General features: G+C 66.1%; 23 protein-coding genes. 19 read left to right on the top strand and 4 right to left on the bottom strand.

From position 1 onward, the window contains the following. The first annotated feature begins 92 nt into the window (after positions 1-92). Positions 93-2,042 carry a DUF885 domain-containing protein gene (locus tag ACCQ06_RS08520; protein WP_228322647.1) on the top strand — a complete coding sequence of 650 codons (1,950 nt, stop codon included), beginning with the start codon at positions 93-95 and terminating at the stop codon, positions 2,040-2,042. A gap of 199 nt (positions 2,043-2,241) precedes the next feature. Here ACCQ06_RS08520 and mmuM read toward each other — a convergent pair whose 3' ends face one another. Both mmuM and mmuP read right to left on the bottom strand, forming a co-directional pair. After that, a complete protein-coding gene (gene mmuM, locus ACCQ06_RS08515) occupies positions 2,242-3,204 on the bottom strand; it encodes a homocysteine S-methyltransferase (protein WP_316691695.1) in 963 nt (320 codons plus the stop codon). After that, entirely contained in the window at positions 3,201-4,598 is a 1,398-nt protein-coding gene (mmuP, locus tag ACCQ06_RS08510; RefSeq protein WP_104614013.1) for an S-methylmethionine permease, read from the bottom strand. The genes mmuM and mmuP overlap by 4 nt, the downstream gene beginning before the upstream one ends. Positions 4,599-4,737: 139 nt before the next feature. Between mmuP and ACCQ06_RS08505 the strand changes: the two genes are divergently transcribed. The 17 genes from ACCQ06_RS08505 to ACCQ06_RS08425 all read left to right on the top strand — a co-directional run bounded on the left by ACCQ06_RS08505 (position 4,738) and on the right by ACCQ06_RS08425 (position 20,136). Further along, entirely contained in the window at positions 4,738-4,908 is a 171-nt protein-coding gene (locus ACCQ06_RS08505) for a hypothetical protein (protein WP_228322650.1), read from the top strand. Beyond that, positions 4,905-5,294, top strand: a complete 390-nt coding sequence (gene gloA2, locus ACCQ06_RS08500) for an SMU1112c/YaeR family gloxylase I-like metalloprotein (RefSeq protein WP_104614235.1) — start codon at positions 4,905-4,907, stop codon at positions 5,292-5,294. The genes ACCQ06_RS08505 and gloA2 overlap by 4 nt, the downstream gene beginning before the upstream one ends. A gap of 462 nt (positions 5,295-5,756) precedes the next feature. Further along, on the top strand, positions 5,757-6,206 hold the full coding sequence (locus tag ACCQ06_RS08495) for a DUF2147 domain-containing protein (protein WP_228322651.1): 450 nt from the start codon (positions 5,757-5,759) through the stop codon (positions 6,204-6,206). Between the two features lie 268 nt (positions 6,207-6,474). Further along, positions 6,475-8,565, top strand: a complete 2,091-nt coding sequence (gene metG, locus ACCQ06_RS08490) for a methionine--tRNA ligase (RefSeq protein WP_316691693.1) — start codon at positions 6,475-6,477, stop codon at positions 8,563-8,565. 356 nt (positions 8,566-8,921) lie between these two features. After that, positions 8,922-9,512, top strand: coding sequence for an HAD family hydrolase (locus tag ACCQ06_RS08485; protein WP_228322653.1), 591 nt, complete (start codon positions 8,922-8,924; stop codon positions 9,510-9,512). A 4-nt stretch (positions 9,513-9,516) separates the two neighbouring features. Then, on the top strand, positions 9,517-9,936 hold the full coding sequence (gene rnfB / locus ACCQ06_RS08480) for an Rnf electron transport complex subunit RnfB (protein WP_104614018.1): 420 nt from the start codon (positions 9,517-9,519) through the stop codon (positions 9,934-9,936). Between the two features lie 340 nt (positions 9,937-10,276). After that, positions 10,277-11,065, top strand: coding sequence for a hypothetical protein (locus tag ACCQ06_RS08475; RefSeq protein ID WP_228322654.1), 789 nt, complete (start codon positions 10,277-10,279; stop codon positions 11,063-11,065). An 85-nt stretch (positions 11,066-11,150) separates the two neighbouring features. After that, positions 11,151-11,516, top strand: coding sequence for a DUF4345 domain-containing protein (locus ACCQ06_RS08470; protein WP_104614021.1), 366 nt, complete (start codon positions 11,151-11,153; stop codon positions 11,514-11,516). A gap of 58 nt (positions 11,517-11,574) precedes the next feature. After that, on the top strand, positions 11,575-12,138 hold the full coding sequence (locus ACCQ06_RS08465) for a sigma-70 family RNA polymerase sigma factor (RefSeq protein ID WP_104614022.1): 564 nt from the start codon (positions 11,575-11,577) through the stop codon (positions 12,136-12,138). After that, positions 12,135-12,971: an anti-sigma factor gene (locus ACCQ06_RS08460; protein WP_170068436.1), complete on the top strand. Its 837-nt coding sequence runs from the start codon at positions 12,135-12,137 to the stop codon at positions 12,969-12,971. Before ACCQ06_RS08465 ends, ACCQ06_RS08460 begins: the two co-directional genes overlap by 4 nt. Positions 12,972-13,310: 339 nt before the next feature. Beyond that, positions 13,311-14,306, top strand: coding sequence for an acyl-CoA desaturase (locus ACCQ06_RS08455; protein ID WP_228322655.1), 996 nt, complete (start codon positions 13,311-13,313; stop codon positions 14,304-14,306). Continuing rightward, the gene (locus ACCQ06_RS08450) at positions 14,303-15,553 is read left to right on the top strand and encodes an NAD(P)/FAD-dependent oxidoreductase (RefSeq protein WP_228322656.1); all 1,251 of its coding nucleotides are present in this window, start codon (positions 14,303-14,305) and stop codon (positions 15,551-15,553) included. Before ACCQ06_RS08455 ends, ACCQ06_RS08450 begins: the two co-directional genes overlap by 4 nt. Beyond that, complete coding sequence (locus ACCQ06_RS08445) at positions 15,553-16,437, top strand: DUF1365 domain-containing protein (RefSeq protein ID WP_228322778.1); 885 nt, start codon at positions 15,553-15,555, stop codon at positions 16,435-16,437. The genes ACCQ06_RS08450 and ACCQ06_RS08445 overlap by 1 nt, the downstream gene beginning before the upstream one ends. Then, positions 16,434-17,720: a class I SAM-dependent methyltransferase gene (locus tag ACCQ06_RS08440; RefSeq protein WP_316691688.1), complete on the top strand. Its 1,287-nt coding sequence runs from the start codon at positions 16,434-16,436 to the stop codon at positions 17,718-17,720. Before ACCQ06_RS08445 ends, ACCQ06_RS08440 begins: the two co-directional genes overlap by 4 nt. A gap of 3 nt (positions 17,721-17,723) precedes the next feature. Then, positions 17,724-18,269 carry a DUF2878 domain-containing protein gene (locus ACCQ06_RS08435; RefSeq protein ID WP_316691687.1) on the top strand — a complete coding sequence of 182 codons (546 nt, stop codon included), beginning with the start codon at positions 17,724-17,726 and terminating at the stop codon, positions 18,267-18,269. Next, entirely contained in the window at positions 18,266-19,048 is a 783-nt protein-coding gene (locus tag ACCQ06_RS08430; protein ID WP_316691686.1) for a DUF1295 domain-containing protein, read from the top strand. The genes ACCQ06_RS08435 and ACCQ06_RS08430 overlap by 4 nt, the downstream gene beginning before the upstream one ends. A gap of 17 nt (positions 19,049-19,065) precedes the next feature. Then, entirely contained in the window at positions 19,066-20,136 is a 1,071-nt protein-coding gene (locus ACCQ06_RS08425; RefSeq protein ID WP_228322658.1) for an SAM-dependent methyltransferase, read from the top strand. A 362-nt stretch (positions 20,137-20,498) separates the two neighbouring features. Here the strand turns inward: ACCQ06_RS08425 and ACCQ06_RS08420 are convergent, their stop codons facing one another. Both ACCQ06_RS08420 and ACCQ06_RS08415 read right to left on the bottom strand, forming a co-directional pair. Continuing rightward, positions 20,499-20,843 (bottom strand): RidA family protein, encoded by a 345-nt coding sequence (locus tag ACCQ06_RS08420; RefSeq protein ID WP_104614031.1) that lies wholly within the window; start codon positions 20,841-20,843, stop codon positions 20,499-20,501. Between the two features lie 10 nt (positions 20,844-20,853). Then, positions 20,854-21,564, bottom strand: a complete 711-nt coding sequence (locus ACCQ06_RS08415) for a DUF998 domain-containing protein (RefSeq protein WP_228322659.1) — start codon at positions 21,562-21,564, stop codon at positions 20,854-20,856. A gap of 257 nt (positions 21,565-21,821) precedes the next feature. Between ACCQ06_RS08415 and mprF the strand changes: the two genes are divergently transcribed. Further along, positions 21,822-24,386: a bifunctional lysylphosphatidylglycerol flippase/synthetase MprF gene (gene mprF, locus ACCQ06_RS08410; protein WP_228322660.1), complete on the top strand. Its 2,565-nt coding sequence runs from the start codon at positions 21,822-21,824 to the stop codon at positions 24,384-24,386. Positions 24,387-24,643: the final 257 nt, after the last annotated feature.

The following is a 24,643-nucleotide window of genomic DNA, read 5'->3' as shown; positions in this document are numbered from 1 at the left end:
TCTGAATTGCATGTGCGCCGCATGCTCCGGATAGCTGGCCGTAATGGTGCGGATCGGGCAAGCTCCCCGCTCGCTTGTTTCCGGAGCCGGTAATGCCCCTCAGCTTTTCCCGCCTGCTGTCGCTGGCCCTCGCCGCTGTGTTGAGCCTGTCAGTGGCAGCGCCCGCCGATGCGGCCAAGAAGAAGACCGCCAAGGCACAGACCACGCAAACGCGCGCGAAGGCGAGCAAAGGCAAAAAGACCACCAAGCCGGCGGCCAAGGCCTCGAAGACGGCCAAGGGCAGCAAGGCTGCCAAGGCCAGGCCACGCGCAGTCGCCGCGCCGGTGGTGCTGACCAAGGCCCAGCAGCTCAACCTGCTCTACGACCAGTACTGGGACGCCTCGCTCAAGCTCAACCCGCTGCAGGCCACCTTTCAGGGCGAGAGCCGCTACAACGACCAGCTGCCCAACTTCCTGTCGCCGGCGTTCCGCCAGCAGTCGCATGATTTCACCGTGCTGTGGCTGGGCAAGGCAGAGGCGCTGGGGCCGGACGGCCTGAGCGGGCAGGACCTGCTCAGCTACCAGATCTTCGTGCGCGATGCGCGCAGTGCGCTGGCCGCCGAGCAGTTCCCCAGCTGGATGCTGCCGATCAACCAGTTCTACAACATCGCCAGCATTGCGGTGGTGCTGGGCTCGGGCACCGGCGCCCAGCCGTTCAAGACGGTCAAGGACTACGACAATTGGTCGCGGCGTGCGGTGGGCATTCCCGACCTGTTCGATCAGGCCATCACCAACATGCGCGCCGGCATGCAGGCCGGGGTGGTGCAGCCCAAGGTGCTGATGCAGAAAGTACTGCCGCAACTGGATGCGATCATCGCGCGCAGCGCCGAAGACAGCCTGTTCTGGGGCCCGGTGCGCAACCTGCCGGCCGATATGCCCGAAGCCGACAAGCAGCGCATCACCGCCGAATACAAGCGCTTGATCGAAGTGCGCATCATGCCGGCCTACCGGGAGCTGCGCGGTTTCATCGCCACCGAATACCTGCCCGCCTGCCGTGATACCGATGGCCTGGCGGCGCTACCCAACGGCGCGGCGTGGTACGCCTACGACGTGCGTCAGAGCACCACCTCCGATCTGAGCCCGGAGCAGATCCATCAGATCGGGCTGGACGAGGTCGCGCGCCTGCAGGGCGAAATCGCCGCGCTGGCCAAGCAGGTCAAGTTCCGCGGCACCCTGCCCAAGTTCTACAAGTTCATGCAGACCGACAAGCGCTTCAGCTTCCGCAGCGACACCGAGTTGCTGGACTATTACCGTGGCCTGCAGGGGCGCGTGCAGGGCGCGGTGCCGCGCCTGTTCAACATCCAGGGCATGCCGCCGCTGGAAGTGCGCGCGGTGGAACCGCAGCGGGCACAAGCGGCGGCCAACGGCTCGTACATGCGTCCCAGCGTCAATGGCAGCAACGGTGGCACGCCAGGCATCTTTTACGTCAATACCTCCGACCTACCCTCGCGCAAGACCTGGGAAGCGGAGAGCCTGTACCTGCACGAAGCGATTCCCGGCCACCACTACCAGCTCGGGCTGCAGCAGCAATTGACCGACCTGCCCAAGTTCCGCCGCCTCGGAGGCGAGACCGCCTACATCGAGGGCTGGGGCCTGTATGCCGAATCGCTGGGGCGCGAGCTGGGGCTGTATCAGGACCCGTACAACACCTACGGCTATCTGCAAAACGCATTGTGGCGCTCGATCCGGCTGGTCGCCGATACCGGCCTGCACAGCAAGGGCTGGACGCGTACCCAGGCGATCGATTACATGCTGGACAACTCGGCGATGAGCCGCACCGATGCCGAAGCCGAAGTCGACCGCTACATGGCCATCCCCGGCCAGGCGCTGGCCTACAAGGTCGGCGAGATGAAGATCGCGCAGCTCCGCGAGCAGGCGCAGCGCGAGCTGGGGCCGCGCTTCGACGTGCGTGCCTTCCATACCGAAGTGCTCAAGGACGGCTCGGTGCCGCTGGAGATCCTGCAGGACAAGATCCAGCGCTGGATCGCCACGCAGAAAGGCTGAGGTCGGCGATTGCGGCCGAGGGAAGGGTTATCGGCCGTCGCGTTCAAGCTGGTGTTAGACCTGGGTGCGGATCTGCGCTTGGCATGCGTCGCTCAACACCGGCATGACGTCGCCGGTTGCCGGTTGCGGGTGCTGCAGCGGCCACGCTCGCCGATTTGAGGCGTCCCCTCAAGGCGCGCCACCGACGAGGGTGGTGCCTTCAACCCACCGCCCGCGCCGCGGCCAATGCGGCGATATCGCGCGGCGTGGTGCGGCAGCAGCCACCGATCAACCGCGCGCCTGCGGCCAGCCACTGCGTGTGCTGGTCGGCCAGGGTGCACGCGGGCGTATCACCTGCATGCCAGCGTTTGTCGCCGGTGTCGTAGTGCTCGCCAGAGTTGGGATACACCACCAGCGGCAAGGCGGTCAGCGCCGACAGGCTGTGCAAGGCGGTGGTGACCCGATCCAGCGCAATACAGTTGATCCCCACCGCAATTACCTGCGCGCAGGCATCCAGTGCCGGCACGACCTGCGCCAATGGCGTGCCATCGCTCAAATGGTCGGCATCGCGCAAGGTGAAAGAGAACCACGCATGCAATTGCGGAAACTCTTCCAGCAGCAGACGTAACGCCACGATCTCGTTCGCCGACGGCAGCGTCTCGCAGGCCAGTACATCCACGCCCGCCGCTGCCAACGCGGCGATGCGCGGGCGATGGAACGCCATCAGCTGCGCCAACGGCAACACGTAGTCGCCACGGTATTCCGAGCCATCGGCCAGATACGCGCCATATGGCCCGACTGAGCCTGCCACCCACAACGGCGCAGCGTGCGGCTGCGCCTGCAGATGATCGGCACGCGCCTGTGCGGCCAGGGCCACGCTGCGTGCGATCAGCGCTTGCGATTGCGCCAGATCCAGACCGCGCGCGGCGAACCCCAGCGGCGTGGCCTGGTAACTGGCGGTGATTGCGCATTGCGCGCCGGCAGCGAAGTAGTCGCGATGCACCTGATAGATCAGCTCCGGTTGCTCCATCAGCACGCGCGCCGACCACAGCGCATCGTTGAGATCGCAGCCGCGTTGTTCCAGTTCGGTGGCAAGCGCGCCATCCAGCAGCACATAGCCATCGTGCTGGAGCGCCGCACTGAACGGCGCAGTTGCGCGCGGCTGGCGGGGAAGAATCGTCATGCGTGCAGTCTCCTGGTCGCGAGCCATTGGGTCAGCGCATAGGCGCCGTAACACAGCGCCACAAAGGGGATGCCGCACCACAGCGCGATGCGCTGTTGCGGATCGAATGCCAAGCCGATGCAGGCCAGCAAACACAGCGAGAATCCGAGGATCGGCGTCCACGGATACCAGGGCGCGCGATAGGCCAGCGTCTCCACGGCAATCCCGTCGCGGACCAGCTGCCGACGAAAGCGGTAATGCGATGCGCAGATGCTTAGCCACACCACCACCACCGCAAAGCCGGACACCGCGGAAATCGCAACGAATACCGTCTCGGCCGCGTATACGCCGGTGAGCAGGGCCAGCAGACCGCCCAGCATGCTCAGCAGCAAGGCCGGCAACGGAATGCCGCGACGGGTCAGGCGCGCAAGGCGCGCCGGGAGCGTGCCTTCGTTGGCCAACGACCACAGCATGCGCGCCGCCGCATACAGGCCCGAATTGGCCGCCGACAGGATCGCGGTCAGGATCACCGCATTCAAGATGTCCGCCGCGTACGGAATGCCCAGCAACTCGAACGCGCGCACGAACGGGCTGGTCTCGACGGCCGCCTGGCTGGCGGGCAGCAAGGCAGCAAGCACCAGCACAGTACCCACGAACAGCACCACCAGCCGCACCAGCGTCGTGCGGATCGCCAGCGGAATGGCGCGTGCCGGCTGCGCGGTTTCGCCCGCAGCCACGCCGATCAATTCGGTGCCGGAAAACGCGAAGTTCACCGCCACCATCGTCATCAAAATCGGCAACGTGCCGTGCGCAAACCAGCCATCGGCGCGCAGATGGCGCAAGCCGGGCGCAGGCGCACCATCGGCCAACGGCAGCAGGCCGATCACCGCCGCGCCACCGAGCACGATGAACACCAAAATCGTGATCACCTTGATCAACGAAAACCAGAATTCGCCTTCGGCAAACCAACGCGCCGACACCGTGTTCAAGCCGAAGATCAGCGCACAGAACAACAGACACCACGGCCACGCCGGGCTCTGCGGAAACCAGTACTGCATGCAGAACGCTGCGGCAGTCAGGCTCGACCCCAGCGCCACCGTCCAGGTCAGCCAATACAACCACGCCACCACATACCCGGTGGCCGGCCCCAGATAGCGCGTCGCATACACATGAAACGCCCCGGTCTGCGGCATCGCCACCGCCAGTTCGCCCAGGCATTGCATCACCAGATACACCACCAGCGCACCGATCAGATACGCGATCACCGTGCCCAGCGCACCGGTGCTGGCGATGATGTAGCCGGTGTTGAAGAACAGCCCGGTGCCGATCACCCCACCCAGCGACAACATCACCAGGTGGCGCACCTGCATGCTGCGCTGGAACTGCGGTGCGGCGCTGGAAGAAGGGTCTGGCATGCGTCGGTCTGATGGGCGGCGCACCATCCTGCCACGCGCATGCAGGCGAGCACAGCCATGCGGTGGCGAGCTGTGACGCTGTACAAGCACTTCAGGCAGGCGCGGGTATGCTCGCGTGCCGATCTTGCGGAGCACCGTCATGTCTGACACCCGTTACCGGCGCCTGCCTGCAGCGTTGCCGCCCCGCGCACGCTGCGCGCTACCTGCGCATGCGCCACACCGCCGCGCGCTGGATCTGCGCGAGGCGGTGATGGCGGTTGATCGCTGCCAGCAACAGGATCTGTCGGTATGGCAGCGGAGCGCAGCATGATGCTGGCCGGCATCCACCATGTGGCGATCATCGCGGGCGACTACGCGCGCTCCAAGCAGTTTTACTGCGAAATTCTGGGCTTGCGCGTGCTCGACGAGCATTACCGCCAGGCGCGCGATTCGTGGAAGCTGGATCTGGCTCTGCCCGACGGCAGCCAGATCGAGCTGTTCTCGTTCCCCAACGCCCCGTTGCGCCCCAGCCGCCCAGAAGCACGCGGTCTGCGTCACCTGGCCTTTCGCGTAGAAGACCTGGATAGCGCGGTGGCGCATCTCAACGCCCATGGCGTCATCACCGAAGACATCCGCATCGACGAATACACCGGCCGGCGGTTCACCTTCTTCGCCGATCCGGACGATCTGCCGCTGGAGCTGTACGAGATCGGCTAACTGCAGCTGCTCTGCCGCGCTGGCGGACGGGGGGTATCCCACGCTGACGTCGGCGTTGCGGCTAATGTGGTTACCGCGCCACGCACAGTCGCGCTGCGCGCATGCACCGGCAGCGTGCCCCCCTCCCCCCCGGTGCTTACGGCAAGACGGCACGTGTCGAACGCAATGCTGTAAGGCGGGACAGCGCCTACGTGGGTGGCTAGTTGATAAAACCTGATCGACGCAAGCATGCTCCAGGCCTGGATTCGCATCGGCACCGCCAGGTCGAAGTCACTGACCAGCGTCGACCATTCCCGAAATGCCGTGCCCAGCTCGCCGGCACTGCCGAGCCAGCGCGTACCAATGCCGCGCCGGCAACGCATGAACGCATCCCGCAGTGCGGCTTTCCGCCACCATACCCCACGGTATACATTCGCCATCAGGCCGCCGACGGCGGCCACAGCAATCCCTGGGAGGGGAACCATGCGCAAGACCTTCAAGACCCTGATGCTGGCTCTGCCGCTGGCGGCCGCCTCGCTGCTGGCCCAGGCCGCCGATTCGCCGGTGGGTCGCTGGAAGACCATCGACGACGAGACCGGCAAGCCCAAGTCGGTGGTGCAGATCGAACAGGCCGCCAACGGCACGTTGAGCGGCAAGGTGGTCGAGATCCTGCAGTCCAACAATGGCCCCAATCCGATGTGCGACAAGTGCGACGGCGCGCTGAAAGGCAAGCCGATCAAGGGCATGACCATCCTGTGGGGCCTCAAGGCCGACGGCACCGCCGTGTGGGATGGCGGCTCGGTGCTGGACCCGGCCAAGGGCAAGACCTACAAGGCCAAGATCACCCTGACCGAAGGCGGCAAGAAGCTGCAGATGCGCGGCTACGTCGGCATCGAAGCGCTGGGCCGTACGCAGACCTGGGTGCGTGAGTAGCTGGGATTCGGGAATCGGGAATCGGGAATCGCAAGAGCGGGCGTCCTTCGGGGCGCCTTTTTCTTTGCGGACCCGGAGTACCGGCAGGCGAGAAGACCTGACACGCAAAGGTGACCGTCATTGCGCTCCCACACCCGGCGACTAGCCTGCGCACATCAACATCGCGACAAACCTAGCCTGCTTCAACCGATTCCCCATTCCCAATTCCCCATTCCCGCCCCTTTCCCGACTAGTGCGATAATCGCGTGTCCCCCGCATCACGCCTGCCATGACCCGCACCGCACTTGTCACCACCGCTCTGCCGTATGCCAACGGTCCGCTGCATCTTGGCCACCTGGTCGGTTACATCCAGGCCGATATCTGGGTGCGCGCGCGCCGGTTGCGCGGCGACAAGACCTGGTTCGTCTGCGCCGACGACACCCACGGCACGCCGATCATGCTGGCGGCCGAGAAGGCCGGCGTCACCCCGGAAGCCTTCATCGCCAACATCCAGGCCAGCCATGAGCGCGATTTCGCCGCGTTCGGGGTGACCTTCGATCATTACGATTCGACCAATTCGCCGGTCAATCGCGAGCTCACCGAAGCGTTCTACAACAAGCTGGAAGCAGCCGGCCATATCAGCCGGCGCTCGGTGGCGCAGTTCTACGACCCGGCCAAGGGCATGTTCCTGCCGGACCGCTACATCAAGGGGATCTGCCCCAACTGCGGCAGCGCCGACCAGTACGGCGACAACTGCGAAGTGTGCGGTGCCACCTACGCGCCAACCGAGCTGAAGGAGCCCAAATCGGTGATCTCCGGCGCCACGCCGGAGCTGCGCGATTCGGAGCACTTCTTCTTCGAGGTGGGCCATTTCGATGGCTTCCTGCGTGAGTGGCTGGCCGGCGATGTGGCGTTGACGGGCGTCAAGGCCAAGCTCAAGGAATGGCTGGATACCGAAGGCGGCCTGCGCGCGTGGGACATCTCGCGCGATGCGCCGTATTTCGGCTTCCAGATTCCCGGCCAGCCGGGCAAGTATTTCTACGTGTGGCTGGATGCGCCGATCGGCTATCTGTGCAGCTTCAAGACGCTGTGCGCGCAGATGGGCGAAGACTTCGACGCGCATCTGGTGGCCGGCACGCAGACCGAGCTGCATCACTTCATCGGCAAGGACATCGTCAATTTCCACGGCCTGTTCTGGCCGGCGGTGCTGCACGGCACCGGCCACCGCGCGCCCACGCGCCTGCACGTCAACGGCTATCTGACCGTGGACGGCGCCAAGATGTCCAAGTCGCGCGGTACCTTCGTGATGGCGCGGACCTTCCTGGATGTCGGTCTGGAGCCGGAGGCGCTGCGCTATTACTTCGCCGCCAAGTCCTCGGGCGGCGTGGACGATCTGGACCTCAACCTGGGCGATTTCATCGCACGGGTGAATGCCGATCTGGTCGGCAAGTTCGTCAACCTGGCCAGTCGCTGCGCCGGCTTCATCGGCAAGCGCTTCGACGGCAAGCTGGCCGACGCGCTGCCCGATCCGGCGCAGTACGACCGCTTCGTCGCCGCGTTGGCGCCGATCCGCGAGGCGTATGAGCGCAACGATGCAGCCAGCGCGATCCGCCAGACCATGGCGCTGGCCGACGAGGCCAACAAGTACATCGACGACACCAAGCCGTGGGTGATCGCCAAGCAGGACGGCGCCGATGCGCAGCTGCAATCGGTCTGCACCCAGGGCCTGAACCTGTTCCGCATCCTGGTCGCCGCACTCAAGCCGATCCTGCCGCGCACCTGCGCCGAAGCCGAGGCTTTTTTGTCGGCGCCCATGGCCAGTTGGGACGATGTGCAGCGCCCGCTCACGGCGCACACGATCCAGCCCTACACCGCCCTGTTCACCCGTATCGACCCCAAACAGATCGACGCAATGACCGACGCTTCAAAAGACACCATGGCCGCAGCTGCGGCTCCCGCTACGGCCACCGCCAGCACTGCAACGGCGGCCAAGACCGATGCAAAGGCGGCTACGCCGGCCAATTCCCCTGCCTCCGTCTCGAATACAGGTCTTATTGGCATCGACGATTTCGCCAAGCTCGATCTGCGCATCGGCAAGGTGCTGGTGTGCGAGTTCGTGGAAGGCTCGGACAAGCTGCTGCGCTTCGAGCTGGATGCCGGCGAACTTGGCAAGCGCCAGATCTTCTCGGGCATCCGCGGCAGCTACGGCGAACCGGAAACGCTGGTCGGCCGCAGCGTGGTGTTCATCGCCAACCTGGCCCCGCGCAAGATGCGCTTCGGCATCAGCGAAGGCATGATTCTGTCGGCCGGCTTCGACGGCGGCGCCCTGGCGCTGCTGGATGCCGACAGCGGCGCCCAGCCGGGCATGCCTGTGCGGTGAAGCGGGATTGGGGAGTCGGGATTGGGGAGTCGGGATTGGGGAGTCGGGATTAGTAGAAGCCAGAGCTGATTGTTGAGAGAGACCTGACACGAGTGCTTGGCGCGTCCCCTCATCCGCCCCTGCGGGGCACCTTCTCCCGCAAGCGGGAGAAGGCGTTAGATCAGCGATATCGCAGCCCCTTTCCCGCGCGCGAGAGAAGGAGTTAGATCAGCGATGGAGCAGCCCCGTTCCCGCATGCGCGAGAAGGGAGTTAGATCAACGCTGGCGTAGCACCTCCCCCGCATGCGGGAGAGGAGAACAAACCGTCACCGCGCCCTCAACCCATCCCGAATCCCAACTCCCCAATCCCAGCCCCTATGCACCTGGCCCTGTTCGACTTCGACCACACCATCACCACCTGCGACACCTATGCGCGCTTCCTGCGCAAGGTGGCCACGCCCGCGCAGTTGGCATCGGCAAGGTGGCAGGTCGGTCCGTGGGTGCTGGGCTATCGGCTGGGCCTGGTGTCCGCTGCGGCGTTGCGTGCACGTGTGACCCGCATTGTGTTCAGCGGCCGCACGCTGGATGAGATGGCCGCACACGGCGTGGACTACGCGCGCACCGCACTGCCGGGCATGCTGCGTGCAGAGATGATGCAGCGCATCGACTGGCACCAGGCGCAAGGGCACGAGGTGGTGCTGGTGTCGGCATCGGTGGATCTGTATCTGCAGCCGTGGTGCACGCAGCATGGGCTGTCGCTGATCTGCAACCGGCTGGAGCACAGCGACGGCCGCCTGAGCGGGCGCTATGCCGACGGCGATTGCGGCCCGCACAAGGCCGCGCAGATTCGCGCGCGCTACGACCTGTCGCAGTACGCATGCGTGCATGCCTACGGCGACAGCCGCGAAGACACGCCGATGCTGGCACTGGCGCAACAGCGCTGGTATCGCGGCAATCTGCTGCACTGATCGTATGCCTGCCTCCGCCCCCTCCCTGGTCGAACGTCTCGACCGCCTGCTGCCACAGACCCAGTGCGGTCAATGCGGCTACGACGGCTGCCGCCCCTACGCGCAGGCCATGGCCGACGGGCTGGCCGACGTCGACCATTGCCCGCCCGGCGGCGATGCCGGCGCCCGCGCGCTGGCGCAGGTGCTGGAGGTACCGGCACGCCCGTTCGATCGCAGCCGCGGCGCGCACAAACCACCGCAGGTGGCCTGGATCGTGGAGGCCGATTGCATCGGCTGCACCAAGTGCATCCAGGCCTGTCCGGTGGATGCGATCGTCGGCGGGGCCAAGCACATGCACACGGTGATCGCGCCGCTGTGCACCGGCTGCGAGCTGTGCCTGCCGGCCTGCCCGGTGGATTGCATCGAGTTGCGCGCCGTCGGCTAGGCGCCGCGTGCGCACGCCGCTGCGCTACCCGTCTGGCACGACCGGCACTGGACATTGCATCGGCCACACATGGTGTTGCGATTGCCGCACTGGCGCTCGACCGATGACAAACGTGGAGGGGCTTGCCGGGCACCTCGATGCAGGTCGCAACGGTGATTCGGCCTGCCGGCATGACCAGCGGCGCCTCCCCACGCGCAACCGCCCGGGATCACGGCAACGCCAACGCCACCGGCCATGGCGACCGGGTCCTGCATTCAGTCAGGAACGTCCCGATGCCGCCGGCGCATCCATGCTGCGGCTGTGCCCGTATGCATAGGTACTCCCATCGAGGAATCGGCCGATGCGTCCATTTGCTGCTGTCGTTGCTGCGCTGGCACTCCGCTGCCGGCCGATTCCGCCATTGTTGCTGCTGGTGCTGGGCAGCGCGCCGCTCAACGCGGTGGCGGTCACGCGGGTGGACGGCGATGTGTTCGATGCCGACAAGGGCGCGCTGCGCTACCGCGAGTCGCACTGGCTGCTCGACGACGGCGGGCGGCTGGTGCTTTACCGCTGCCCGAACGGACAAGCGTTCGCACGCAAGCAGGTCGATGGCAGTGGCACTTCGCCCGATTTCAGCCTGATCGATGGGCGCGACGGCTACCGCGAAGGCGTGCGCACGCGCAATGGCGTGCGCGAAATGTTCCAGCAACAGCCCGGCAAACCCGAACGCAGCACAGCGTTACCGGCCGGCGAAGACGAGCGCGTCATCGATGCCGGTTTCGATGCCTATCTGCGCCGCCACTGGGATGCGCTTGCCAGCAAGTCGCAACGTGTGGACTTCGTGCTGCCCAGCCTACAACGGCAATTGGCGTTCCGGGTCGAACGCATCGACGACAGCGCCGGCCAGCGCCGCTTCCGCATTTCGCTCGACGCCTGGTATGGCGCGGCGGTGCCCTCGCTGGAAGTGCGTTATTCCATCGCCAACAAACGCCTGCTCGAGTTCCGCGGTGTGGGCAATCTGCGCGACGCGCAGGGGCGCTACCCGCGCGTACGCATCGTGTTCCCGGACAGCGCTGCGCGCGCAACCACTGCAGACGACCTGCGCCAGGCGCGCGAGCAGCCGCTGATCCGGAGCTGCAGCGCGTCATGAGCCAGGCCGGCACCATCTTCACGTTCGACCACGCGCCGTTGCGTACAACGGCCCGGGCACCCACTCCCCCTACAGGAACACGTCCATGGCAAAGGCCTATCTCTGGCTCAACGCAGTGCTCTACGTCGTGCTGGCGATCTGGTGCACGCTGTCGCCGGCCAAGACCGCAAACGCGGTTGGCTATACCCAGCTCTCGCCGGCCGGGCAATCGGAGTATCTGGTCATCTATGGCGGCCTGCAGTTGGGCATGGCGTTTCTGTTCGGTTATTTCGCCTGGATCAATCAACCGCGCACCGGCTTGCTGGTCGCACTGGCGTTCTACGTGCCCATCGTGCTGTTCCGCAACGTTGCGCTGTCGCGCTTGTGGCCGGTTTCCGCGCCAACCGTCGCGCTTGCCGGTGTCGAGATCCTGTTGCTGCTCGCCGCCGTGCTGCTGTGGTTGCGCAAGTGACAGACAGCGCCTGCACAGTCCGGTAGCATCGCCCCCACCTTACTCAACGCCCGACCGCATGAGTGCCATTCCTGGCCACGACGACGATGAAACCGGACGCCTGCTGACCGCAACTGCGGGTGGCGACCGGCATGCCTTCGAAGCGCTGTACCGGCAGACCTCGCCCAAGCTGTTCGGGGTCTGCCTGCGCATGATCCCGCAACGTGCCGAGGCCGAAGAGGTGCTGCAGGACGTGTTCACGCTGATCTGGCACAAGGCCGGGCAGTTCGATCCTACGCGCGCGCGCGGGCTGACCTGGCTGGCGATGATCGCGCGCAACAAGGCGATCGATCATCTGCGTGCCAATGCGCCGCAGCGCCGCAACGTGGCGCTGGACGATGCCGGCGAACTGCGCGATGGCGATGCGTCGCCGCTGGAGCGCACCGAGCGCGCCAGCACGCGCCGCCGCATCGACCACTGCCTGGCCGAACTCGAACCGCCGCGCAGCGAACTGATTCGCACCGCGTTCTTCGAAGGCATCACCTACGAAGAGCTCGCCGCGCGCACCGACACCCCGATCGGCACGGTCAAAAGCTGGATCCGCCGCGGCCTGGCCAAACTCAAGGCATGTCTGGAACGATGAGCACGCCCTTTCCCATCGACCAGGAACCGCCGCGCGACGTGTTGGCCGGCGAGTACGTGCTCGGCCTGCTGAGCGCAGAAGAACGCCTGGCAGCAGAACAACGCATCGCCACCGACGCCCAGTTCGCCCAGGCGGTGCTGCAGTGGCAGGATCTTCTGGCCCCGCTGCTGGAAGAGATCGCTGCCGTGACCCCGCCTGACCAGGTGTGGGCGCAGGTGCGGCAGGCGCTGGGCTTTGACATGCCGCTGCGTGCAGTGACGTCGGCCGCGCCGGCAGCCACCACCAGCAGACCGGCCGCGCCCTTGTGGAACAACGTGCGCGTATGGCGGTGGGCCAGCGCCGGCGGCCTGGCGACCGCTGCAGTGTGCGTGCTCGCGTTGTTGAACCTGCGCACGCCGCCGGCACCGGTACCGCCTGTTGGCGATACGCCGGTCGTACAGACCCCGGTCGCCCCACCTGCGACCACCACACCGCCGGCCACCGGCATTGCAATGACCTCCACGCTGGCCACCGAAGACGGGCGTCCGGGCTATGTGGCGCTGATGGATGCAGACAAGCACACCATCACGGTGACGCCGCTGGATCGCACCGCCACGGCCGACAAGGTGCCCGAGCTGTGGCTGATCACGCCGGACGGCAAGGCGCATTCGATGGGTACCTTCGACGATCAGCGTGCGCGTCGTGCGCAGATTCCCGACCAGCTGATGCCCATGCTCAGCAACGAGGCGATCCTGGCAGTGACGCTGGAACCGCCCGGCGGTGCACCGGGTGGCGTGGCCACCGGCACGGTGGTTGCCAAGGGCGGCATCAGCACGCTGGCAATGGCGCCCTGATCGGGCGCATGAGCACCTGCTGCGCGGCTGCGAGACGCGACGCAGCAGTGGCCTGACAGGGCCACTTCTCCTCACTGCCAATGTGTGCTGTCCGTCCGGGATGAGCACGCCTGCGTGGCGCTGCTCCCGCATGCTCGCCTGCGGCGCTCAGGCAGGCAACTTCACAAGCCGCCTCATCTGCGTCAGTGATACTGAGCGCACACATCGGTGCGCGCGCGTGCGTCATCGGGTTGCGCAAACGCGTCAATCCCGTCCGTGCGTGCGACGATCAAGCGGGCTGGTGCATCTGTTTGCCGGCAGCTTGCGTACAGGGTTTCGATAACCTACGGAGAACCACGCGTGCCGAGCACTGGACTCGACCCCCACGTCGCAACGCCTCAGCCCTCGCCCAAGCGGCGCGGCTGGGTTGCATCGCGCATCGGCAGCCTGCGTCGCTGGGTGGATTCGCAAACCGACGAGCCATTGGACGAGGCACGCGCCGACCGCATCGACTGGCTGCGTGCCCTGCCCTTCATCGCGCTGCATGTAGCCTGCCTGGCGGTGTTCTGGGTGGGCGTGTCGTGGTTTGCGGTGGGCATGGCATTGGCGTTGTACGCGCTGCGCATGTTCGCGCTCACCGGCTTCTATCACCGCTATTTTTCCCATCGCGCATTCAAGACCTCGCGCGTGTTGCAGTTCGTGTTTGCCGCCATCGGTGCGACCTGCGTGCAGCGCGGGCCGCTGTGGTGGGCGGCGCATCACCGCAACCACCATCGGCACACCGACACCGGCCGCGACCCGCATTCGCCGGCCCAGCACGGGTTCTGGTGGAGCCACACCGGTTGGTTCCTGACCCCGCGTAATTTCCGCACCGATTGGGAAGCGATCCCGGACCTGCGCCGTTTCGGCGAGCTGCGTTTTATCGACCGCTTCGACATCGTGATGCCGGTACTGCTCGCGCTTGGCCTGTATCTGCTTGGCGACTGGCTGGCCGATGCCGCGCCCGCGTTGCACACCAACGGCCCGCAGCTGCTGGTATGGGGATTCGTGCTGTCCACCGTGGCGCTGTTCCATGCCACCTTCACCATCAATTCGCTGGCGCACCGCTTCGGTAGCCGGCGATTCGAGACGCGCGACGACAGCCGCAACAACTGGCTGTTGGCGCTGATCACCTTTGGCGAAGGCTGGCACAACAACCATCACTTCTTCCCCGGGTCGGCGCGGCAAGGCATGCGCTGGTGGGAGTACGACGTGACCTGGTACGGCCTCAAGGCAATGTCGTGGGTGGGGCTGGTGTGGGACCTCAAGCCGATGCCGGCAATGCTCACGCGCCGCGCGCAACGGGTGGCGCGATGAGCGAGGGCAGGATTGCCGTGGTCGGCAGCGGAATCGCCGGCCTGGGTGCGGCTTGGCTGTTGTCGCGTCGCTACGAGGTCACCTTGTTCGAGGCGTCCGATTATCTCGGCGGCCACACCCATACGCACGACATCCAGCTGGACGGCCAGCGCTATGCGGTGGACAGCGGCTTCATCGTGTTCAACCCGCAGCACTACCCGCTGCTGACCCGCATGTTCGCCGAGCTGGACGTGGCATCGCAGCCGACCACGATGAGTTTTTCGGTGCACGATGCAGCCAGCGGGCTGGAGTACAACGCTGGTAGCCTGGATGGATTGTTTTGCCAGCGGCGCAATCTGCTCAGCCCGCGCTTCTGGCGCATGCTGGCGGACCTGCGGCGTTTTTATCGGCAGGCGCCAGCGGTGCTGCACAGCGACGAACGTTTCAGCACGCTGGGCGCGTATCTGCAACGGCATCACTATTCGGCCGCGTTTCGCGACCAGCACCTGGTGCCGATGGCGTCGGCGCTGTGGTCCTCGCCGTCGCAGACCATCCTTGAATTTCCGATGGGCCAACTGATCGGCTTCATGGCCAACCACCACATGCTACAGATCAGCGGCCGGCCGCAGTGGCAGGTGGTGCGTGGCGGCTCCAACAGCTACGTGCGTGCGTTGCGGCGGCGTTGGCAGGTGCTGGAGCGACTGTCCACGCCGGTGCATGCGATCCGGCGCACGCCTGACGGCATCATGCTCCGCTCGCTGCGCGGCGAAGAATATTTCGACGAGGTGGTACTGGCTTGCCATGCCGACGATGCACTGACCTTGCTTAGCGATGCCACCGCGTCCGAACGGCAGATCCTGGGCGGAATCACCTACCAGGACAACGACACCGTGCTGCATACCGATGCCGGCGTGTTGCCGCGCGACAAGCGCGCCTGGGCGGCGTGGAATGCGCATGTGCCGGCCGACCCGCAGGCGCCCTGCACGGTGAGTTACTGGATGAACGCGCTGCAGTCGATCGAGGCGCCGCAGCCCTTCATCGTCAGTCTCAACCGCGACCACGACATCGACCCGGCCAAGGTGCTGCGGCGCATGCGCTATCGCCACCCGGTACAGAACGCCGCCGCACTGGCGGCGCAGGAGCGCAAGGCAGAGATCCAGGGCCGCCACCACACCTGGTTTGCCGGTGCCGCATGGGGCTTCGGCTTCCACGAAGACGGCCTGCGCAGCGGTGTGGACGTAGCCCATGGCCTGGGAGTGACCTGGTGATGCAATTGCTGCGCGAAGCCAGCACCGACGCCGTGCCGCTACCTCCCGGTGAGGACAGCGGCACCGGCAGCGTGGCCGGCGGCTTGCGCAGCGCGATCTACACCGGATGGGTGCGGCATCGCCGCTTCGCGCCCAAACCGCTGGATTTCCGTTACCGCCTGTTTTTGATGTACCTGGACCTGTCCGAACTGGATCAGGTGTTCGCCCATCGCTGGCTGTGGTCGGTAGGTCGCGCCAATCTGGCGCAGTTCCGCCGCAGCGATTACCTGGGCGACCCCTCCATTCCGCTGGACCAGGCAGTGCGCGATTGCGTGCAGGCGCAGACCGGCGAGCGCCCGGACGGCGCCATCCGGCTACTGACGCATCTGCGCTACTTCGGCCATGTGTTCAATCCGGTGAGCTTTTATTACTGCTTCGATCGGCACGACGGTTTGCGCTGGATCGTGGCGGAAATCACCAACACGCCCTGGCAGCAACGGCACACCTACGTGCTGCCGGTCGCACAGGCACGCACGCATCGCGATGTGCATGCATGGCGGTTCGACAAACGCTTCCACGTGTCGCCGTTCATGGGCATGCAGCACCGCTACGACTGGCGCTTCAGCGTGCCGGATGCGCAGCTGCGCGTGCATATGGACGTGCTGGATGCCAACGACGACGTCGCTGAGTGCGCGATCGACAACAGCGGCACGCGCCGCTTCGATGCCACGCTGGTCCTGCAACGTCAGCCGCTGACCGCGCGCGCATTGGCGCGCACCTTGCTCGCCTATCCCTTGATGACCGTGCAGGTGGTGCTCGCCATCCACTGGCAGGCCTTGCGCCTGTGGCTGCGCGGCAACCCTGTCCACGACCACCCCCATCCGCCTGTGCGAGACCCCCGATGAACGCCACGTCCCTGCCCGATACTGCTGCGCCACGCGCGGCTTCATGGACGGACCGCCTGCTGCGCAAGCGCCTGCTGGCGACGCTCGGCGACCTGCGCGACGGCCAGCTGCAACTGCACGAAGGCGACGCGGTGACCACGCTGGGCACTGCCAGCGGTGCGCACGCGCTGCAGATGCAGTTGCGCGTCATCGACCCGGATTTTTATCGGCAGGCCGCACTCAACGGCAGCGTCGGTGCGGGCGAGTCGTACATGGATGGGCAGTGGCAGTGCGACGATCTGGTCGGGCTGATGCGCCTGCTGCTGCGCAATCGCGACCGGCTGGACGCAATGGAAACCGGCACCGCGCGCCTGGGTGGCTGGGCGATGCGTAGCCTGCATGCGTTCGCGCGCAATACCCGCAGCGGCAGCCGGCGCAACATCGCCGCGCATTACGACCTGGGCAACCCGCTGTTCGAGCTGTTTCTGGATCAGAACCTGATGTACTCGTCGGCGATCTTCGTCGATGGCGAAGAAGCGCAGGGCGAGGCGGCGCTGGAACGTGCGGCCACGCGCAAGCTCGAACGCATCTGTCAGAAGTTGCGCCTGGGCCCGCAGCACCACGTGGTCGAAATCGGCTCCGGCTGGGGCGGTTTTGCCCTGCATGCGGCGCGCGAACACGGCTGCCGGGTCACCACCACCACCATCTCGCGCGAGCAGTTCGATCTGGCGACACAGCGCATCGCCGATGCCGGTTTGAGCGACCGGGTCACCGTGTTGTTGAGCGACTACCGCGACCTGCAGGGCCGCTTCGATCGCGTGGTGTCGATCGAGATGATCGAGGCGATCGGCCACCAGTATCTGGACACCTACTTCGCCAAGGTCGGCAGCCTGCTTGCCGACGATGGCGAGGCGCTGATCCAGGCCATCACCATCGAGGATCACCGTTACAAGCAGGCGCTGCATTCGGTGGATTTCATCAAGCGGCATATCTTCCCCGGCAGCTTCATTCCGTCGGTTGCGGCGATGACCGGCGCGGTGGCGCGGGCCAGCGATCTGCGCCTGTTCCATCTGGAAGATATCGGCCCCAGCTACGCATTGACGCTGCGCGCCTGGCGGCAGCGTTTCATGACCCAGTTGCCGCAGGTGCGCGCACTGGGCTACGACGAACGCTTCATCCGCATGTGGGAGTTTTATCTGGCGTATTGCGAAGCCGGCTTTCTGGAGCGTTCGATCGGCGACGTGCACCTGTGGCTGAGCAAGCCCGGCGCGCGCCCACCGCAGTTCGTACCCGGTCTTGCGTGAGGCATGAAGCAGCTCGGTAACTATCTCGGCCTGCAGGTGCTCTGGGTGGTGGCGGTGGCCGCCGCCGCGCACGGGCGCGTGTGGCCAACGCTGCTGGCGCTGGCGTTATTTGCGCTGTACCAACTGCGGCCTTCGCGACGCGCGGTAGGCGATGTGCCGTTACTGATCGCCGCATTGGCGCTGGGCTTGCTGCTGGACACCACGCTGGCGGCCGGAGGCTGGGTGCGTTACGCCGCGCCGTGGCCCGGCAGCGCACTGGCACCGGCGTGGATTCTGGCGCTGTGGGTCGGCTTTGCGCTCACGCTCAATCATTCGCTGCGCAGCGTGATGCAACGCACCTGGCTGGCGGTGTTGCTGGGCGCCATCTTCGGCCCGTTTTCGTATTGGCTGGCGCAACGCAGCTGGCATGCGGTGGAACTGTTCCCGCCGCTGCTGCATACGGTGCTCGCCGTCGGCATCGGCTGGGGCGTGGCCTGCGGCGTGTTGTCGCTGTATGCACGGCGTTTGGCGCGACCATTGCCGCGTGACCTGACCGGAGAACTGCAATGACTGTGTGGCCGCTGCTGCATGTGGGCGTAGTCGCAAGTGGGGTGATGGTGCTGGGCTGGCTCTGGCAGCGCCGCAGCGGCAATGCCGGCCCCGTCGACGTGTTGTGGGCCGCCTGCCTGGCGGTGGCTGCGCCGTGTTGCGCGTGGATGTCCGACGGTGCGCTGCTGCCGCGCGTATTGGTGGCGGTGCTTGGCGGTGCGTGGGGCGCGCGTCTGGCCTGGCATCTGGGCGTGCGCGTGTTCGGCGACCCGCATGAAGACGGCCGTTATCGCGCGCTGCGTGAGCATTGGAACGGCGACCAGCGCAAGTTCCTCGGCTTCTTCCTGGCCCAGGCGGTGGTGGTGGTGCTGTTTGCGGTGCCGTTCCTCGCTGCGGCCAGCAACCCGAACCCGGCGTGGAGCGTGTGGAGCACCTTGGCGGTCGTGGTGTGGTTGATCGCGGTCGGCGGCGAGGCCGTGGCCGACCGGCAGTTGTCTGCACACAAGGCCGACCCGGCCAATCGCGGCAAGACCTGTCGCACCGGGCTGTGGCGGTATTCGCGTCATCCCAATTATTTCTTCGAGTTCGTGCATTGGTTCGCTTATCTGGCCCTGGCGGCCGGCGCCGGGCCCTGGCCGGTGGCGCTGTGCGCGCTCGGGCCGGTGGTGATGTTCGTGTTTCTGTATCGCTTCACCGGTATTCCCTACACCGAGCAGCAGGCCCTGCGCTCGCGTGGTGAGGATTACGCGCAGTACCAGCGCACCACCAGTGCGTTTTTCCCGCTTCCCCCTTCGTCCTGAGTTGCCTGGAGAGTTGCATGTCCACCGTCACCGCCCCGCCCTCCTCGCTGCCCGAAGAAGCCTTCGCCACCCGTCTGGCCGAATCCGGGGTGCTGCCCGACGCCGCGTTGCGTCATGGCATCCGGCGTCTGTGCGCGCAGCGTCTGCGCGATGAGCGCGGCGGCGATGCCGATGCCAACGGCGAGCGGCAGCGCGCTTTCATCGACAGCCTGCGCGCCAGCGCGATCGCGATCGAAACCGATGCCGCCAATCGCCAGCATTACGAATTGCCGCCGCAGTTCTTCACCCTGTGCCTGGGCAAGCGGCTGAAGTACAGCAGCTGCTACTGGGACGCGAGCACACCGGACCTGGACGCGGCCGAAGAACGCATGCTGGCGCTATACGGGCAACGCGCCGAGCTGGCCGATGGTCAACGCATTCTGGAGCTCGGCTGCGGCTGGGGCTCGCTGACCTTGTGGATGGCCGAGCGCTACCCCAACGCCACCATCACCGCAGTGTCCAATTCGCGCCCGCAACGCGCACACATCCTGGAGCAGTGCCGCCTCCGCGGCCTAGACAACGTGCAGGTCATCACCGCCGACGTCAACGCGCTGGCGCTGCCGCCGGGCAATTTCGACCGGGTGGTGTCGGTGGAAATGTTCGAGCACATGCGCAACTACCGCGATCTGCTTGCGCGTGTGGGCAGCTGGCTGGCGCCCGGCGGCAAGTTGTTCGTGCATATCTTCTGTCATCGCGATCTGGCCTATCCGTTCGAGGTGGCCGGCGAAGACAACTGGATGGGGCGGCATTTCTTCACAGGCGGGCTGATGCCGGCGGCCGATACCCTGCTGCATTTCCAGCAGGACGTGGTGATCGAACAACGCTGGGTCTTGTCGGGCGAGCATTACGAAAAGACCGCCAATGCCTGGCTGGAAAACCAGGACCGCCACCGCGCGCAGATCATGCCGCTGCTGAAGCAGACCTACGGCGACGACGCGCAGCGCTGGTGGCAGCGTTGGCGCATGTTCTGGCTGGCCTGCGCAGAGCTGTTCGGCTACGACCATGGCCGCGAATGGGGGGTGGCGCACTACCGCTTCGTCAAACGCTGAGCGCAACGCTGGGTCAAACGCCTGCACGGCGATGACTGACCAGCAGGCGCACCTGCCATGTATCCGCGTAGGCGACATCACGCGGACCATCACGGTAGCTGGCGATGTAGAGCAGGCGCGATGGATCGGACGCATCTATCGCGCGTCGGCCGGGCGCTTTGCAGTCGAGATAACGTGCACATGCTTCAACCTCGATGAGTGAAGCGTGCCAGGCACGACGCGGCTGAGCCCATGCAATCGCCCGTCATCCATGCACTGCGCTGACAAGCGCGTAGTGCGCGGGGGATGACAAACCGATCAAAGACGCCGCCGCGCACCCTGGCGGATACGCAGCCGTCTCGGTTGGCGCACGCGACGCGCGATCAGCCCGCCGCTGCGGTGATCACGATCTCCACCTTCCATTCCGGCCGCGCCAGTTTGGCTTCGACCGTGGCGCGCGCTGGGGTGAAGCAGTGCGGCACCCATTCGTCCCAGGCGACGTTCATGCCGTCGAAGTCGGCGATGTCGGCCAGGTAGATTTCGGCGCGCAGGATCTTGGTCTTGTCGCTGGCTGCCTGCGCCAGCAGCTTGTCGATCTCCGCCAGCACCTGGCGGGTCTGCCCGGTGATGTCTTCGCTGGTGTCATCGGCAATCTGGCCGGCCAGGTAGCACACGCCACCATGAACGGTCATCTCGGACATCCGCGGACCCGCATCGAATCGCTGCATTTCAGACTTCCTACGGTTGATTGGCCCGGCCATTGTCACGCGAATGCGGCAAACATGCAGCCTGCGCACGTATGTAGCGCGCCAACCACAGCCCAACCATCACCATCCAGGACACGATCGCCCCGATGGCACTCTTCTGGCTGATACCCAGCGGCACGCTGGTCACGCTGACGTGGAACAACAACAGCGCAAATGCCGCCAAGCCCAGACCGAACGCCGGTACGAAGTGCTGTCGCCACCAACGATCACCGCGGAAATACCAGGATTGCAGCAATATCGCTGCAATGACGCATAGAAATGCGGTATCCGCCGACAACAGATGCACCATCTCCGCCGCGTCGGGTGCGAACACCGGCATCCAGCTGTCGCCGATCGCCACAGCGCTCAGGCCTATTGCCGCCATGCAGAACAAGCCCACCACCGTGCGACTGCACGCTATCGGCGCCAGCGCCGCATACAGGCCCAGCGCCAGCAACGCCATGGCTGCGGCCAGCAGGCAATAAGCGGTGCGCAGCAGCAAGCCGTAAGCGCCGTGCAGGTAGGCACTCAGTTGTGCATCGATCCAGTCCAGATCGCCGCGCAGCCATTGCAGCGACACCACCAGAGCGATGAAGGCCATGCCCGTCCCTGCGGAGATCGCACCGGCGTAACCGCTCCAGCGTGGTGGACATGGCGGCCGGGTTTGCGCAGCATCGCGGTGATCGCCTGCATTGCCCGTCAACAGCCTGTCTCTCTCGCAACTGTCATCTGATCCATCTGGCTCCCCGACGGCACTTACGCGTGGCTTTGCCCTATGATGCGCGCGGCCGCCATGAGCGAACAACTAGCGGTATGGCAGAACCTTAGCGTTCACTTCATTTCTGCATTGACGCGATCACGCTGCACGCACTTCAATCGACCGGCCAATCCAGACCCTCCGCGCGCGCGGCACATTCCGTGCATGCACCCTCTTTCCCTCAAGTAGATCCCGTTGCCCTCATGACGGATACCCCCGTGTCTTCCGAAGCGTCTGCCAGCGGTTGGCGTCGCGCCCTGCCGGTCATCATCAGCCTGGCGATCCTGGCCATGGCGCTGCACGCGCTGTCGGCGCAGTTCACCGACCATGGGTACCGCCAGATCCGCCAGGCGTTCCGGGCGTTGGGTGCCGGGCAGATCGCACTGACCTTGCTGCTCGGGTTGAGCAGCTACGCATGCCTGGTGGGCTTCGACTGGGTCGGGCTCAAGCGCACCGGCAAGCGGCTGCATCCGGCGCGGGTGGGCATCACCGCCTTCATGGCACATGCGGTGGGCCAGACGCTGGGTTTTGCCGCGCTGACCGGCGGCGCGGTGCGCTTGCGCGGCTACGGCAGCGTCGGGCTGACCCTGACCGAGATCGGCCAGGTGGTGCTGATGAGCACGCTGGGCTTCATCTTCGGCGCCTGGGTACTGCTCGGGCTGGCCCTGATGCTGGAACCGGAAGCGGCCGCGCGTGCCCTGCCGATCACCGCCGAAAGCATCCGCATCGCTGGTATCGCCCTGCTGGCCGGCTATCTGGCGATGCTGGTGCTGGTGGGCAAACAGGGCCGCGAGTTCGGCATCCGCAGCCACCGCTTCTGGCTGCCCGACCGCACCACCGTGCTCGGCGTCACCGCCCTCAGCGTGGTCGAGCTGGGCCTGGCCGCGGCGGCGTTCTACGTGCTGCTGCCGCCGGACCCGGGCACCGGCTACTTCGGTTTTATCGGCATCTGGCTGGTGGCGGTGGTGGCCGGCCTGATCTCCACCGTGCCGGCCGGGCTGGGCGTGTTCGAGTGGAGCCTGCTCAAGCTGCTGCCACACGTGACGCCCGCCGCCGTGCTGGCCGCGGCGCTGGCGTATCGGGTCACCTACTACATCGTGCCGTTGCTGATTTCGGTGGCCATGGCGGCCGCCTCCGGGCTGGGGGCGCCGGTGCGCGCCAGCGCCAGCACCGCACGCACGGTGTGGAAGACGCTACGCCCGTGGCTGCCGCAGATCCTGGCCCTGGCGGTCTTCGCGGTGGGCGCGGGCTTGATGATCGACGGCACCCTGCCGACGCCGCGGGCGCGCCAGGAAGTGGCGCCGCTGCCACTGATCGAAACCTCGCATCTGCTGGTCAGCCTGGGCGGCATGCTGCTGCTGTTGATCGGCCAGGGCCTGCAGCGCCGCAGCCATGCGGCCTGGATGCTGGCGCTGGGCGTGTGCGTGCTGCTGCCGCCGCTGTCGCTGCTGCGCGGCAGCCATATCTCGGTGTCGTTGTCGGCGGCGCTGGCAGCGGTGGCGCTGTGGGCCGCGCGGCGCGAGTTCTACCGCCAGGGCGCGTTGCTGGACGAAGCCTGGTCATGGCGCTGGCTGAGCAATCTGGGTCTGGTGCTGGTGGCCACCTTTTGGCTGCTGTTCTTCGTCTACAGCCATGTGGAATACAGCAACGACCTGTGGTGGCAATTCGCCACCTCGGCCAATGCGCCGCGTGCGTTGCGCGCCGCGTTGATCCTGTGCGTGGGTGTGGTCATGTTCGGCATGGCGCGGCTGCTGCGCGGCGGGCGCCGCCCGATGCCGGCCGCCGATACGCAAACCCTGCAGACGCTGGCACCGATTCTGGAGATCAGCACCGACACCCAGGCCTGCCTGGCGTTGACCGGCGACAAGGCGTTTCTGTTCGATGCGCAGGGCCGCGGCTTTGTGATGATGCAGCGCTACGGTGGCTCGTTGATTTCGATGGGCGACCCGGTGGGGCCGCCGGAGGTGGCGCGCGCGCTGATCTGGCGCTTCCGGGAGGAGGCCGACCACATGGGCCTGCGCCCGGTGTTCTACCAGGTCGGCGAAAAATACTGGCAGACCTATCTGGACATGGGCCTGACCCTGGTCAAGCTAGGCGAAGAAGCGATCGTGCCGCTGGAAGGCTTCACTCTGGAAGGCCGCGACCGCGCCGATCTGCGCCAGGCCTGGAACCGCGGCAAGCGTGGCGGCCTGACCTTCCGCATGCTGCAACCCGAGCAGGTGGACGCGGTCTTGCCGCGCCTGGCCGAGGTGTCCGAGCAGTGGCTGGAAGAAAAATCCGGCGAAGAAAAAGGGTTTTCGCTCGGCAGCTTCGATGCGGACTATCTGCGCCGTTTCCCGGTGGCGGTGGCCGAGACCGACGGGCAGATCGTGGCCTTCGCCAATGTGTGGCGGGCACCGGCCGGCGGCGAGCTGTCGGTGGACCTGATGCGGCATAGCGCCGAGGCACCCAAGGGCACGATGGATTTCCTGTTCATCGAGCTGTTCCTGTGGGGCCAGGCCAATGGCTATACGCGGTTCTCGCTGGGCATGGCGCCGTTGTCGGGACTGGCCGAACACCGCCTGGCGGGCCGCTGGAACCGCTTTGCCAGCCTGGTCGCACGCCATGGCGAGCGCTTCTACGGGTTCAGCGGGCTGCGCCGGTTCAAGTCGAAGTTCGCCCCGACCTGGCGCCCGCGCTATCTGGTCGCGCCGGGCGGCATGCATCTGCCGGCCGCGCTGCTGGACGTAACCCGGCTGATCTCGGTGGACCCCGGCCGGCAGGAGTAACGCCGCTGACGCACCTGCGCCCTCTTCGGCGCAGCTGGGCATGCAGATCACACGATGTGCCTGGATGGCTTGGAGCAGCCGACAGAACATCGCCAGCCGTCGTCAGGTGGGCGCACTCACATCCCGCGCGCCGAGTAGCGCATCGCGGCACCGAACACCGGCCGCGCCCGCCTTGCAATGGGCGCGGTCGTTTTGTCGGGCGCTCTTACGTTCGGCAGGTGAGCCGCAGCGACCGGTGGCAGGGGCATCGTTGCGAT

It is taken from the genome of Xanthomonas sp. NCPPB 4467, from assembly GCF_041475665.2.
Lineage (GTDB): Bacteria > Pseudomonadota > Gammaproteobacteria > Xanthomonadales > Xanthomonadaceae > Xanthomonas > Xanthomonas dyei.
This window is presented reverse-complemented; position numbering and strand designations above follow the sequence as displayed.